The sequence below is a fragment of the Vibrio sp. PBL-C16 genome (assembly GCF_034321865.1).
GTDB classification, from domain to species: domain Bacteria; phylum Pseudomonadota; class Gammaproteobacteria; order Enterobacterales; family Vibrionaceae; genus Vibrio; species Vibrio alginolyticus.
The window spans coordinates 1,821,647-1,834,868 of sequence record NZ_JAXLNY010000001.1 but is presented as its reverse complement, the minus strand read 5'-3'; the positions used below and the strand labels follow the sequence as shown (position 1 = coordinate 1,834,868).

Here is a 13,222-nt window from a genome sequence, read left to right as displayed (position 1 = left end):
ATCAATCTCACTCTGGCTCATAGCTGCATATAGTATAGTTTTATCTGCTATAGATATAACGTATGGTTGCTTTTACACTTGTTACATTCAGTCGACTTACTCTTTACCGAACACGTTGTTCTCTTGTTCTTGAACGCGGATGAATGTAGTACGCTTGGTTAGCTCTTTAAGCTTTGCTGCACCCACGTATGTACAAGTTGAGCGAACGCCTCCAAGGATGTCTTGAATAGTACCGTGAACGCTACCACGGTATGGCAATAATACGGTTTTACCTTCGGCCGCACGGTAGCCAGCGACACCACCTGAGTGCTTATCCATCGCGCTCTTCGACGACATGCCATAGAATTTCATGAACTTCTCGCCGTCTTTCTCGATCACTTCGCCGCCTGACTCTTCGTGACCCGCTAGCATCCCGCCTAGCATTACGAAATCCGCTCCACCACCGAATGCTTTCGCTACGTCACCCGCACAAGAACAACCACCGTCACCGACGATCATGCCACCAAGGCCGTGCGCTGCATCGCCACACTCGATGATTGCAGAAAGCTGCGGGTAACCAACACCCGTTTTTACACGAGTTGTACAAACTGAGCCTGGGCCGATACCCACTTTAACGATGTCTGCACCAGCTAGGATTAGCTCTTCACACATATCACCAGTAACCACGTTGCCTGCAGAAATGACCTTGTCTGGGAACTCTGCTCGCACGCGTTCAACATACTCGACCAAATGCTCTGAGTAACCATTTGCAATGTCGATACAAATGAAAATAAATTCATCTGAAAGTGCCATGATGTCTTTGGTTTTTTGGAAGTCTGCGTCAGATGTTCCCGTAGACACCATAACGTTATTCATGGTTACTTTATCTGCTGATTTAGAAAACTCAGCCCAATCTTCTACCGTGTAATGTTTGTGAACAGCGGTCATTACACCATGCTCAGCCAGCGCTTTAGCCATTGCAAAGCTACCAACCGAATCCATGTTTGCTGCGATTACTGGCACACCAGACCATTGACGACCACTATGCTTGAATGTAAAATCGCGGGTTAAATTTACTTGAGAACGGCTCTTAAGGGTAGAACGTTTCGGGCGAAACAGTACATCTTTAAAACCTAACTTAAGTTCTTGTTCGATACGCATTGTGTAATTCCTTGATTCATATGTATATGGGTCATTTCAGAGTGCGTAGTGATTTCGTTGGCAGACGAGTTCACTGTTCTTCGGACACAAAAAAACCGGAGCGTTGGCAGACGCTCCGGTTTTCAGCATTATAGGCTGTGATTTATTTCCTACAAGTCTGATATTTGAATTTTTTTTGTGATACCATCTTGAAAATCGCATATCAAAAACGCTCCCCAAGTCACCAAAACCTCTTATTATTTATAACTATCAACAACTTGAGAAAGCACTTAAGTTAACCCATTGCGCAAACCTTTGCGTCATATCTTAAAAATTAAAACGCATCACCTCTCAAATCTGCCTAAAACTCAATCACCTAATACTAAGATGCCCTGCTAATTCGTAAAAAAAGTACTCAAAAAAATCGACCAATTTTCTCAGCAATGCATGAAATCTAATTAATTTCGATAGAGCTCTTGGGTGATAGCGGTACGAAGAGTGCTAACGACATCACTTGCCAAAAGACCAATTTGACCATTCTGACTCACGTTTATATCAGCAGCATGACTGTGAAGTACCACACCTAAACGTGCGGCAACAGAAATTGGTAAACCTTTGGCTAGTAATGCACCAATGACTCCAGATAACACATCTCCCATTCCCCCCGTCGCCATTCCGGCGTTACCCGCTAGACAGACGTACATTCTCGTTCCATCGTAAATAAGCGTCCCCGCGCCTTTTAAAACCACTACACCGCCATAACGCTCTTGCAGTTGTCTTGCAGCAGAGTATCGGTCACTTTCTATTTGTTGAATGGTTACATTTAGTAGTCGAGCTGCCTCTCCAGGATGCGGCGTGATCACTCGATGGTTGTCGCACACTAGAGTGCCATCGCATCGCTGGCTCAGCATCGCTAGAATATTGAGGCCATCAGCATCAACAACTTTAGGTTTCTGCTCTTGAGCCAGATATTGATAGGCTTGATAAGCCCACTCATCATCTCCAAAGCCAGGACCAAACACTAATACGTCAGCCCAGCGTATGCGTTTAGTTAAGTCGTTCTCAGTATCCCTGAGCAAGTCAGTGGTGATGCTCTGGCTCATTACTTCTGGGCAACCAACCTGCAGTGGAATAAGGCTACTCGTGTGAGTAATTGCGGCAGTTAAACCCGCTCCGGCTCTAATCGCTGCGGAGGAACATAAACGAATCGCCCCAGACATCCCTTGATTGCCACCAACACAAAGCAACTTCCCGTTGTCACCTTTATGGACCGTTGGATTTGGCTTGGGCATTAATCTTGAAACAACCTGATGATCAATACCTAATGCACTTTCTACTTCGATAGTATCAAACTTAGTATTGACGCCTAAACCACAAAAGTAGAGCTCGCCAACTCGATCTCTCGCTTGTCCAGTGCATAAGCCTTGCTTAACCCCAATGAAGGTTACAGTATGCTCGGCACGAATAGCATCACCTAAAACTGCACCTGTATTAGCACACAGACCAGAAGGAACGTCGACTGCAATCACAGGGGTATGAATTTGATTAATTTGGTCAATATAGCGACGATACTCCGAACGAACCTCACCGCTTAAACCAGTGCCTAACATGGCATCGATGATCACATCTGCTTCTAGCAATGCGGTATTCCATTCATCCCAATCATTGTTAACACCGTCGATTGACTGCCAGTCTTGGTATGCGCGCAAAGCATCACCTTTTAGCACAGATACATCACCAATTTGGAAAACATGTACATTGAGTTGAGCTTGTTTCGCAAGAGATGCAAATACGTAACCATCGCCACCGTTATTCCCTTTACCGCAAATCACTAAGATATTTTTTGATTTAGGATACAGATGTAAAAAGCGCTCATACACGGCCATACCAGCGCGTTGCATTAAGCTATACATAGAAACACCAGCCATTTGCGCAGCCAGCGTTTCACCGTTTTTTACTTGCTCTGCGGTGTAGAGTTTTAGGGCGAGATTAAAGTCCATATTCACGTTCTACGCATTGGGAAACACAATTATAAGTATACAAAAAAGCCAAGGCGGACCTTGGCTTTTGAGAAAGTTTTTTATCGCTATTGATTCTGAGACATCAGAGCTTCAGCCGTCGCGTCTTGTATAGACAAAAACAACGAGTTGATTTTTCCAGTCGGTGTGCGCATTGGGTTCAACGTAACATTCTGGTACATAAACTCCGCTTGCTGCGTAACTGGTCGAACATTGCGACAGCAGAATAAGTAAGGTCGTTGTCGCCATGTGATGAAGCTGCGACAGCCTAGGTCATACACTGGTTTTGTTTTTAATTTAAACCACTCCTGTGGGATTTCAGGGAAGATATCAAATATAGAACGACCTATCGCATCATGAGACTGCAAACCACTGTGATGAGTCATAAACCCATTCCAGACCTGTACATTGTAATCTCGATCAATGACCACTAAGCCCATGTCGACGTTTTGTACCATATCCACCATCCAATGGAATTGTTCAAACTCTGCTGGCATATTCAACATTAGAACTCCTCCATTAGATAAGACAGTTTGTTATCAAGCAGCGGCAAGGATTCATCCACAAACATAAACAACAAGTCACAACGAATCGACGTTCCTTCAATGTTGTAGCTCACTTCGAATGTCATCGTGCGGCTGAATGCTCCAGTTGTAGATTCAATGATCGAGTCAATTGAGATATGCTGACCAAGGAGTACTGGTGGACTTTGGAAGAATCGGACTTCAGACTGCTCGCCTAAACCATTTAAGAACGACCCCACCAAAATATTAGAAATATCCATTAGCAACTCAAGCTCTTCTAACTCTTCGCTGTCTGCTGGTACTTTCATCAACTTTTTGAGATCAGATACGCTTGAATCACTCAAAATCACTAGCGCTTCGCCAGCAATACCTTCGCCACAAAATCCCTGACAAACACCCGATACGTTGTCATGCGACGCCAAGTCGCGTAGGGCCATGTGAAGTTCGCTCACTTCAAAGATATTGACGTTCGGCAGAGGTAGTTGCACAAACACATCAAAGTGACGCGCCAATGCATCGGCTGCTCGACCAATTGAAACGTTAGCCACTTCCATGTAAATATCGCGACGACGTAAAATCGGTAACTCAATAGAGACAGGCGTGATAATTTGAGGACGAGGTTCTGGCTCGACCAACTCTTTAAGCGCCTTCTTGAGTTCATCTTTGGCGATCGGTTTTTGAATAAACGCTTTTGCACCCAGTGCGAACACGCGCTCTTTCGCTTTAGGTTGGATATCCCCCGACACCACAACCAACGGAGTTTTATCCCCCAACCGTTGCATGTGCTCTAGTGTTTCAAAGCCATCCATTTCTGGCATGGTCAAATCAAGAAACATCAATTTAAACTCGTTTTTTTCGAGTTCTTCTAGCGCGTTTTTTCCGTGGATAGCAAACGTAATATCGGCATTCAATGTGGCTGGTAGTGATCTCGCCATCTGTTTGCGTGCTAACGCTGAATCATCACAGATGAGTACGGGAAAAGACATTCAATCACCTTTTTATATTCCACAATCTGCGCCGGAGTCTAACAGATTGTTACAGCATGTAATACGAGAAAACTGACGAGTTTTTTATTTCTTTATTATTCAGTAAGCATACGCAATATGAATGAATGAGTGAACAAAATGACTAAAAAGCAAGCATCACATTCGCTGTTTAGTGACATAAAACAAACATGGGTAAAACTCCTCCACCCAAAGTAAGCAAAAAGTTGCAGCTAACATCCAAAGCCCATTTTTGCTCGAATTTCATTCTTTCTATTTCCATAATGGGTAAACAGTAACGCGCTAAAACTAAAAAGGCACCCTGCTAGAGGATGCCTTTAATAACAATTTCATCGATAAGATATCAATTCTATGGCACACCATGACCTTTAGAAGCCACCCATACGCGATACCATTGCTCTCGAGTAAGTTCGATGTTCAATGCATTAACTGCAGTTTGCACACGCTCGATTTTACCAGAGCCAATGATTGGAATAGGGTTAGATGGCAAACGACGTACCCAGGCATAAATTACTTGGTCAATACTCGCTGCGCCCACTTCTTCACGAATTGCTTCTAATTCGTTACGGACACGAACAGCTTGCTCACTGTCACCACTAAAAATTGAACCACCACCGAGGCAAGACCAAGCCATTGGTCGCGTGCGGAACATTTGCATTTGATCAAGCGTTCCATCGTGAGCAACCTCAAAGTTAAGTGGGTTGATTTCCACTTGGTTAGTAACCAACGGCTTACCTAAGCGAGATTGCAGCAGTTCAAACTGGCGTGGAGTGAAGTTAGACACGCCAAAGTGCTTCACTTTGCCGACTTTGTGAAGCTCAGAAAATGCTTCTGCAACCTCGTCTGCATCCATTAACACGTCAGGACGATGAATTAAAAGTACGTCGATTTCATCCACATTCAAACGTTCTAGCGAGTTATTCACCGATTGGTAGATATGTGCTGAGCTCGTGTCGTAGTGATTGATCTTACGCTCTGGCGTTTTATCGCCACACAAATTGATGTCGCATTTCGTCACGATCTGAATTTGCTCACGAACACTCTTGTCTAAAGCTAACGCTTCACCAAACAACGCCTCACACTCGTAATTACCGTAGATGTCGGCGTGATCGACTGTCGTAATGCCTAACTCAATGTGTTGCTTAAGAAATGACAAACGCTCTTGAGCCGTCATTCCCCACTCAACTGCACGCCAATATCCTTGAACCAGCTCTGAGAACTCTGGGCCTTTTGGTGCAGTTACTACTTTTGCAACCATGGATTTTCTCCTTCAATTGATCTGCATTCATCGTAGTCTTGTTTTCGTACCGGCTCAACGGGTAAACTTTCGCAATTCGAACTGGAGTACGAAATATGTCTTTTGCCCAACGCCTAGCCACCCTGATCGGAGAAGAAAGCATCAGCGGGTTCGCACGACGCGTCGATGTGTCTGAAGCTTTAATACGCAAATACCTTAAAGGCAGTGAACCTAGCCTAACTAAAGCAAATCAAATTGCAATGCGCGCCAATTGCTCTCTCGAATGGTTAGCAACGGGATGCGGTTATTTATATCGCCGTGCTGAAGTCGTGGATATGGATGCGTACAAACTTGCCTTTCAACACGTTATGAATCAGCCGTTGTCAGACGATGCAGAAGAGCTACACCGCAAGCTAATCGCAGGCTATCAATACCTGCGCGCTCACAAAAAATCGGATGGTTTTTTGGATGAATCAGCAATGGCGACCTTCCTATCTCTCCATAAAGAATCTAAAAACGAGTCACTTTGACCTCGATAATTTCGCCATCACTGCGCAAGTGCACATTTAAGGACGGTGATGGCGTAAGAAACTCGTCCGGTTTTACCCAAAGCAAACTTCGAATCGTTTCTTGTGGATAGCGGTTCATCAACAAAATAACTTCTTTATCGACAAGCTCGGAAGATTTCTTTTCCAGAGCTTCAACGACATCATATTGCTCTTTTCCGATAGTGACTCTGCGTAAAACTAACCCATCCTTTCTTAAGTTGAGAAGTAAGTCATTCAGACGCTGCCACTCGTATTCAGTAAGAAACGAGAACTGAGCACTTTCTCTTCTCAAAATCACTTCACCATACAAGTGCTGCTGGTAGTACGAAAAATCATCCAAACAAAATGCGCTGATAAACGTTGAGTTGTCTCGCAGCTGCACTTCGCAACCATACCAGCTTCCACTTTTTTCTATACGTTCTTTTAGATTGGAATATGGCATTGCTGACAACGTGTCTTGCCACCAGCTCGGCGTTGAAAGTGCCGGAAACGTTACCGAACAACAACATAAAGAAAGTAAGGGTCGAAGATAAAAGCGCATGCACTGCTCTAGTTGGTTGACATCGAACTAAGACATTACTAACTGCAAGAAAATGTTCAAGAGAAAAATAGTTGTAGGTGGTGATGAAAGTTATGACGCAGAAATTAAGAAGGCGCACATGTGCGTGCGCCTCTACCTCGTTACTCAATCGTGAGTGTGCGAATCGGCGATGTCTATTGATGCATCCCGAACATAAAACGAGGACTTACCGTAGGGTTTGAATCCATCCAAATTGTGTGTAAAACCTCACATCCCTCCTTCTGAAGCAGTCATGTTGCTTTACATTTAAAGCATGGTTCATTTTTCTCAAAAAACAAGTTTTTTATCCTAAATTATGAGAGCAATAGCACAATCTGAGTGAATGAATAATATCGCGACACTTCAAACACTCAATAGTGAAAAGCTAAATTGCATCTTTATTGATTAGGTCTAGACTCTGCGAAGCGTATACTTTCTTTCGTCCCTTCCCCCAGCAACAGGAGAGCTTGTTAATGACCAAACGCGAGAGAATTGTGAAATCTGTGTTGGCGCACGTACCGAAAGATGCGATTAACCAGTTTGTCTCTCGAGGGTCAACACCATTTTCTGTTCTCATTATGGCCGCCATTGTGGGTACGTTGGCTGGTTTTGTCGGTACGTATTTCGAGCTTGCCGTTCATTTCGTTTCTGAAACACGAACAGAATGGTTAAGAAGCGAAATTGGTAATGTTCTACCGTTGTGGCTGGCAGCGGTTCTCATTAGCGCACTTTTAGCTTTTATTGGCTATTTTCTTGTGCACCGCTTTGCGCCAGAAGCGGCAGGTTCTGGTATTCCTGAAATCGAAGGGGCAATGGATAATATTCGTCCAGTGCGCTGGTGGCGAGTTCTACCAGTAAAATTCTTCGGCGGCATGGGAGCACTTGGCTCAGGTATGGTGCTGGGTCGTGAAGGCCCAACCGTTCAAATGGGTGGTGCTGTAGGTCGAATGGTGACCGATATATTCCGGGTAAAGGATGACGATACCCGCCACTCCCTGCTCGCTTCTGGTGCTGCTGGCGGTTTGGCTGCGGCTTTTAATGCCCCACTCGCAGGCATTATGTTCGTTGTGGAGGAAATGCGACCTCAGTTTCGCTACTCTTTGATCTCAATTCGCGCAGTGATCATTTCTGCCATTATGGCGAACATAGTGTTTCGCGCCATCAACGGGCAAGACGCCGTTATCACTATGCCGCAATACCAGTCGCCAGAGCTTCAAACCCTATGGCTGTTTTTATTGCTTGGCGCATTGTTTGGCGTGTTTGGCGTGATCTTCAATAAACTGATTACCGTGGCACAAGACAGTTTTGTCGCAATTCACAAAAACGATCGTAAGCGCTACTTGATTGTGGGTTCGTTACTGGGAGGCGTGTTTGGTTTGCTTCTTTTGTACGTACCCCAACTAACTGGTGGTGGTATCGACCTTATTCCTGACATTACTAACGGTAACTACTCGGTATCCATTTTAGTTTTGCTTTTCTTTGGTCGTGTAATTACAACCCTGCTCTGTTTTGGTTCTGGTGCGCCGGGAGGCATCTTTGCACCTATGCTTGCTCTGGGAACCTTATTTGGCTATGCGTTCGGATCAAGTGCTGATGTCTTGCTCCCTGCGCTTGATATCGAGCCTGGTGTATTTGCGATTGCGGGCATGGGTGCCCTGTTTGCTGCAACGGTACGTGCACCGATTACTGGTATTCTGTTAGTGATTGAAATGACGAATAACTACTACTTAATCCTGCCATTGATCATTACTTGTTTGGGCGCTGTGATTATTGCTCAATTGTTGGGTGGACAACCTATTTACAGCCAGCTGCTGCATCGCACAATCAAAAACGAAAAGTTACGCCAACAGGATCTACCGGAGAATCAATCAACATAACATTCTCTTTGTTATCACTTCGCTCCAGACTATCGAAGGGTTTGGAGCGATAAACGCTGCATTTTTGCATCTTTTCCCAAATATTCGATACCAAACTCACAAAATTATCATTCTCTGATATTTGCTCACCACCTTTCATGAGAAACCCCTCTCCATACTTGTTAGTATTCGCTACTTAAATAGAGCATTTCATCCAAATCGTCATGTTTTGTTTCATTCAGGCAAAAATCAAATGGAGTAGATTTGAACTGGAGAAGACTTGTGCAGTTTTATAGTGTCCCGCCGTCTCAAGCCGCGTTGGCACTAGGTATGATAGGTTTAGGGCAAGCTTGGGCACTCTATGTTCCTGAGATTGGTGAACCGATACGCCCATTTTTGGCGTCACTCGGCGCACTTTTACTCGCCCCTGTACTCATAAAATATGCCGCTAATCCACGATTATTCATGGTCGACATTCGTCACCCGCTGAGTGGTAGTTTAATGGCACCAATGAGTATGGCGTTACTGATCCTTGCAGATTATCTTGCCGCTGTAGCGCCTATCATCGCTTATCCACTTTGGTTTATGGCGCTTTTGCTGCATTTTACTATGATGGTGCTGTTTTTTAGCTTTCAGCTAATGAACTTCAAAATGTCCAATATCGTACCGAGTTGGTTTCTTTATCCGGTGGGGCTGATCAGTAGTTCACTAGCCGGTTCTCAACTAGGTCACAACTTATTCTCCGAAACGCTAGCGATGATGTGCATCGGCATTTATTTCTTCATGCTGCCACTCGTGTTGTATCGTTTGGTGTTTTTCGGCTCTCTACCAAGGCGAGCAAGACCGACCCTCGCGATTATGGCCGCGCCGGTAAACTTATCATTAGCAGCATACTTGGTGAACTTTCCCTTACCTGATCCGATACTAACAGGCGCATTGGCAGGGATCGCCATCACTATGACTTTATTGATCTACTTATGTTACTTCCGCTTACTTCGCTTGAAGTTTCAACCTTCTATCGCGGCAGTAACCTTTCCTTCCGTGATCAGCGCTATCGCAATGCATCGCTTAACCTCTTTTTTTGCCGAATCGCACCCTCACTGGCACTGGCTACACGACTTTGGTTTTCTAGAGCTCAGTATCGCGACTGTATTGGTTGTTTGGGTATCGGCAGGTTACGTCAAAATGTATTGGCCAGAAATCATGAAGTCATTTTCTAAACAAGCATAAAAAAAGGATGGCGTTTGCCATCCTCTTAGAAACTTGCTTAGTTACCTAGCGTAAACCGTGCAGAAATTCGGCACGCGTTGCTGGGTTGCTCTTGAAGATACCGCCCAATGCTGTTGTCGTGGTTTCGCTGGTTGCATCCATCACACCGCGAGATTTCACGCAGTAGTGTGTTGCGTCAATCGTCACTGCCACATCATCGGACTCAAGCAACGTTTGAAGTGCAACAAGAATTTGCTGAGTCATACGCTCTTGAACTTGTGGACGCTGGGCAAAGAAGCGAACGATACGGTTGATCTTTGACAGGCCAATGATCTTGCCACGTGGAATGTAAGCCACAGCAGCCTTGCCATCGATGGTCACAAGGTGGTGTTCACAAGTACTGGTCACTGTGATGTCCTTCACGCGAACCATCTCGCTCACGTTCATCTTGTTCTCAATCACCGTGATTTTAGGAAAGTTGGAGTAATCCAGACCAGAGAAGATTTCGTCAACGTACATCTTAGCAATGCGGTGAGGGGTTTCTTCTAGGCTATCGTCAGTGAGGTCAAGTTGAAGCAGACCTAAGATCTCACGCATGTGGTGTTCGATCTTCTCTTTCTTCTCTTCACGACTTACGTTGTTTGGACGCATTGGCGTTTCCAAACCGCGTTGCTCTAGCGCTTCTTTTACTAACTTCGCTGACTCGCTAAGACCTGACATTCCACTTCCTCTTTTGTTTTACTTCAGCCTTCGTACAAACCCAATCAAAATTGCATTCATACTTTTCGCTTTGAGTTGCTCAGTTCGTGTCTTTACACCAAGTCACATCAGATGAAGGTACTGAGCTGATTTTCTTGAGCTCCGCAGGTTTTTTACCCCTTTTGGATGGCTGACAAGGATACTCGGATTTTTGAATAATTACACCCATATTTTATAGGTGGACATTCTTACTCGGTCCCCTTTTTATGGTAAAGTTGCCACAAAACAAAAGAACACAGGATTTTCTCAATGGGCTGCTGCGACGCACCTGGCTTGATGCCAATTGAAGAAGCGATGGACAAAATGCTATCGCGAATCAAACCTATCCAAACAACGCTTTCTCTTCCACTTGCTGAAGCACTCGGTTTTGTACTGGCAGAAGACATTTTGTCTCCTATTCACGTACCACCATTCGATAACTCAGCAATGGATGGCTACGCTATTCGCATTCAAGATCTTGAGTCATCTTCTGTATTGCCTCTGGCAGGTAAATCATTTGCAGGACAACCTTTTGAAGGTGAATGGCCTCAAGGTACCTGTGTTCGCATCATGACTGGCGCAAAAATCCCACAGGGTTGTGATGCCGTTATCATGCAAGAAAGCACTGAAGTAACAGATGCTGGCATTCAGTTCAACCAAACCGACGTGAAGCCACAAAACAACATCCGCCCAACAGGTGACGACATCAAGCAAGGCGACATCGTGCTGGCAAAAGGTGCACGTTTAACACCTCGCGATATTCCGATGATCGCGTCGCTTGGTGTTAGCCATGTGACAGTAGTACGTAAACCCAAAGTTGCGTTCTTCTCTACTGGTGATGAACTTAGACCACTGGGCGAGCCGCTAGACGAAGGTCAGATCTACGACAGCAACCGTTACGGTATTAAACCACTTATCGAGAACTTCGGTTGTGAAGCCGTTGATCTTGGCATCATTCCAGATTGCCCAGAGACTCTAAAAGCAACCTTTGAACAAGCGCAAACATTGGCAGATGTGGTTGTGACCTCCGGCGGTGTCAGTGTAGGCGAAGCGGATTACACCAAAGACATTCTTGAAGAGCTTGGTGAAATCGGTTTCTGGAAGCTAGCAATCAAGCCGGGTAAACCTTTCGCGTTTGGTAAGCTAAGCACTGCTTGGTTCTGTGGTCTGCCGGGGAACCCGGTTTCTGCCGTGCTCACTATGTACGTGCTTGTTCAACCAATGCTGGCAAAACTTGCAGGCCATACCGAATGGAAAGCACCCGAGTCTATTCCAGCAACAACCAAAACCGCCTTTAAGAAAGCACCAGGTCGTACCGATTACCAACGTGGTATCTACACATTGGAAGATGGCAAGTTTGTGGTTGAAACAACCGGTAACCAAAGCTCTGGTGCATTCCGCTCAATGAGCCTAGCGAACTGTTTTGTTGTCTTGGAACGTGAGCGCGGCCGAGTTGAAGTGGGCGAAACGGTTCAGGTTCAACTATTCAACTCAACCCTTTACTAGGAAGACGTTGTGGATATTCTTTCCGATCAGGAAATGCTGCGTTACAACCGCCAAATCATTCTTCGTCAGTTTGACTTTGAAGGACAAGAAGCACTCAAACAAGCATCGGTATTGATGCTTGGTGCTGGCGGTTTAGGCTGCGCATCAAGCCAATATTTGGCGACGGCTGGTGTCGGTAAAATCACGCTGATTGATGATGATATCGTCGAGTTGTCTAACCTTCAGCGCCAAGTACTGCATCACGATGCGGATATTGGTCGTAAGAAGGTAGAATCAGCGGCCGATGCACTACGCGAGCTTAACCCGCACATCATTGTAGATACCATCGCAAAGCGTCTTGATGATACAGAGCTAAAAAGCTTGATCGAACAGCACACTATTGTTGTCGATGCATCAGATAACGTCGATACGCGCAATCAACTTAACCGCCTATGTTTTGCGACCAAAACACCGCTGATTTCAGGCGCGGCCATTCGCATGGAAGGCCAAGTGAGTGTGTTTACTTACGATGATCCAGCGCAACCATGTTACCAGTGCTTAAGTGCCCTCTTCGGCAGCGATGCGCTAAGTTGTGTCGAAGCCGGAGTAATGGCGCCTGTTGTGGGTATTGTTGGCGCAGTGCAAGCGATGGAAGCGATTAAAGTGATTGCTGATTACGGCCAACCAAAGAAAGGAAAAATTCTGATTTTGGATGCGCTCAGCATGTCTTGGCGAGAAATGAATCTGATGAAAATGCCCTCCTGTCCGGTTTGTAGTTAGTTCTATACCTCTAATCATTCCCAAAAAGCCCAACTCGATGTTGGGCTTTTTCTCATTTTGACAATCAGATTTACAACCCTTCTTCTTACAAATCTTAGATCTATAAAATTCAACAACTTAAAAGTTGGCACATTCCTTTCATTGC

12 protein-coding genes are annotated in these 13,222 nt (G+C 45.1%); 5 read left to right on the top strand and 7 right to left on the bottom strand.

Annotated elements, in window-relative coordinates:
* Positions 1 to 96: 96 nt before the first annotated feature.
* From UQW94_RS08070 to UQW94_RS08050, 5 genes are all read right to left on the bottom strand, one after another.
* Complete coding sequence (locus UQW94_RS08070) at positions 97 to 1,140, bottom strand: GMP reductase (RefSeq protein WP_053304513.1); 1,044 nt, start codon at positions 1,138 to 1,140, stop codon at positions 97 to 99.
* Between the two features lie 437 nt (positions 1,141 to 1,577).
* Complete coding sequence (locus UQW94_RS08065; RefSeq protein WP_161441179.1) at positions 1,578 to 3,119, bottom strand: NAD(P)H-hydrate dehydratase; 1,542 nt, start codon at positions 3,117 to 3,119, stop codon at positions 1,578 to 1,580.
* Positions 3,120 to 3,205: 86 nt separating this feature from the next.
* Positions 3,206 to 3,643, bottom strand: coding sequence for a PAS domain-containing protein (locus UQW94_RS08060; protein WP_005373463.1), 438 nt, complete (start codon positions 3,641 to 3,643; stop codon positions 3,206 to 3,208).
* A complete protein-coding gene (locus UQW94_RS08055; protein WP_322142166.1) occupies positions 3,643 to 4,647 on the bottom strand; it encodes a response regulator in 1,005 nt (334 codons plus the stop codon). The genes UQW94_RS08060 and UQW94_RS08055 overlap by 1 nt, the downstream gene beginning before the upstream one ends.
* Before the next feature lie 367 nt (positions 4,648 to 5,014).
* Entirely contained in the window at positions 5,015 to 5,923 is a 909-nt protein-coding gene (locus UQW94_RS08050; RefSeq protein WP_151515713.1) for an aldo/keto reductase, read from the bottom strand.
* 95 nt (positions 5,924 to 6,018) lie between these two features.
* On the opposite strand from UQW94_RS08050, the gene UQW94_RS08045 reads away from it, so the two are divergent.
* On the top strand, positions 6,019 to 6,432 hold the full coding sequence (locus UQW94_RS08045) for a helix-turn-helix domain-containing protein (protein ID WP_005387686.1): 414 nt from the start codon (positions 6,019 to 6,021) through the stop codon (positions 6,430 to 6,432).
* Here UQW94_RS08045 and UQW94_RS08040 read toward each other — a convergent pair.
* Positions 6,413 to 6,892, bottom strand: a complete 480-nt coding sequence (locus UQW94_RS08040) for a hypothetical protein (protein WP_322142165.1) — start codon at positions 6,890 to 6,892, stop codon at positions 6,413 to 6,415. The genes UQW94_RS08045 and UQW94_RS08040 overlap by 20 nt on opposite strands.
* Before the next feature lie 590 nt (positions 6,893 to 7,482).
* Between UQW94_RS08040 and clcA the strand changes: the two genes are divergently transcribed.
* Both clcA and UQW94_RS08030 read left to right on the top strand, forming a co-directional pair.
* Entirely contained in the window at positions 7,483 to 8,886 is a 1,404-nt protein-coding gene (clcA, locus tag UQW94_RS08035; protein WP_258497259.1) for a H(+)/Cl(-) exchange transporter ClcA, read from the top strand.
* A gap of 261 nt (positions 8,887 to 9,147) precedes the next feature.
* Positions 9,148 to 10,095: a TDT family transporter gene (locus UQW94_RS08030; RefSeq protein ID WP_005373475.1), complete on the top strand. Its 948-nt coding sequence runs from the start codon at positions 9,148 to 9,150 to the stop codon at positions 10,093 to 10,095.
* 45 nt (positions 10,096 to 10,140) lie between these two features.
* Here the strand turns inward: UQW94_RS08030 and folE are convergent, their stop codons facing one another.
* The gene (folE, locus tag UQW94_RS08025) at positions 10,141 to 10,794 is read right to left on the bottom strand and encodes a GTP cyclohydrolase I FolE (RefSeq protein WP_005373478.1); all 654 of its coding nucleotides are present in this window, start codon (positions 10,792 to 10,794) and stop codon (positions 10,141 to 10,143) included.
* Between the two features lie 288 nt (positions 10,795 to 11,082).
* Here folE and moeA point away from each other — a divergent pair, with 288 nt between their 5' ends.
* Positions 11,083 to 12,318 carry a molybdopterin molybdotransferase MoeA gene (gene moeA, locus UQW94_RS08020; RefSeq protein WP_213895772.1) on the top strand — a complete coding sequence of 412 codons (1,236 nt, stop codon included), beginning with the start codon at positions 11,083 to 11,085 and terminating at the stop codon, positions 12,316 to 12,318.
* Between the two features lie 9 nt (positions 12,319 to 12,327).
* Positions 12,328 to 13,077 carry a molybdopterin-synthase adenylyltransferase MoeB gene (gene moeB, locus UQW94_RS08015; protein ID WP_005387678.1) on the top strand — a complete coding sequence of 250 codons (750 nt, stop codon included), beginning with the start codon at positions 12,328 to 12,330 and terminating at the stop codon, positions 13,075 to 13,077.
* Positions 13,078 to 13,222 lie beyond the last annotated feature (145 nt).

Bases quoted from the DNA above. Each gene is read 5' to 3' on its own strand.
- UQW94_RS08070 (WP_053304513.1), bottom strand. From the start codon at position 1,140: ATGCGTATCGAACAAGAACTTAAGTTAGGTTTTAAAGATGTACTGTTT.
- UQW94_RS08065 (WP_161441179.1), bottom strand. From the start codon at position 3,119: ATGGACTTTAATCTCGCCCTAAAACTCTACACCGCAGAGCAAGTAAAA.
- UQW94_RS08060 (WP_005373463.1), bottom strand. From the start codon at position 3,643: ATGTTGAATATGCCAGCAGAGTTTGAACAATTCCATTGGATGGTGGAT.
- UQW94_RS08055 (WP_322142166.1), bottom strand. From the start codon at position 4,647: ATGTCTTTTCCCGTACTCATCTGTGATGATTCAGCGTTAGCACGCAAA.
- UQW94_RS08050 (WP_151515713.1), bottom strand. From the start codon at position 5,923: ATGGTTGCAAAAGTAGTAACTGCACCAAAAGGCCCAGAGTTCTCAGAG.
- UQW94_RS08045 (WP_005387686.1), top strand. From the start codon at position 6,019: ATGTCTTTTGCCCAACGCCTAGCCACCCTGATCGGAGAAGAAAGCATC.
- UQW94_RS08040 (WP_322142165.1), bottom strand. From the start codon at position 6,892: ATGCCATATTCCAATCTAAAAGAACGTATAGAAAAAAGTGGAAGCTGG.
- clcA (WP_258497259.1), top strand. From the start codon at position 7,483: ATGACCAAACGCGAGAGAATTGTGAAATCTGTGTTGGCGCACGTACCG.
- folE (WP_005373478.1), bottom strand. From the start codon at position 10,794: ATGTCAGGTCTTAGCGAGTCAGCGAAGTTAGTAAAAGAAGCGCTAGAG.
- moeA (WP_213895772.1), top strand. From the start codon at position 11,083: ATGGGCTGCTGCGACGCACCTGGCTTGATGCCAATTGAAGAAGCGATG.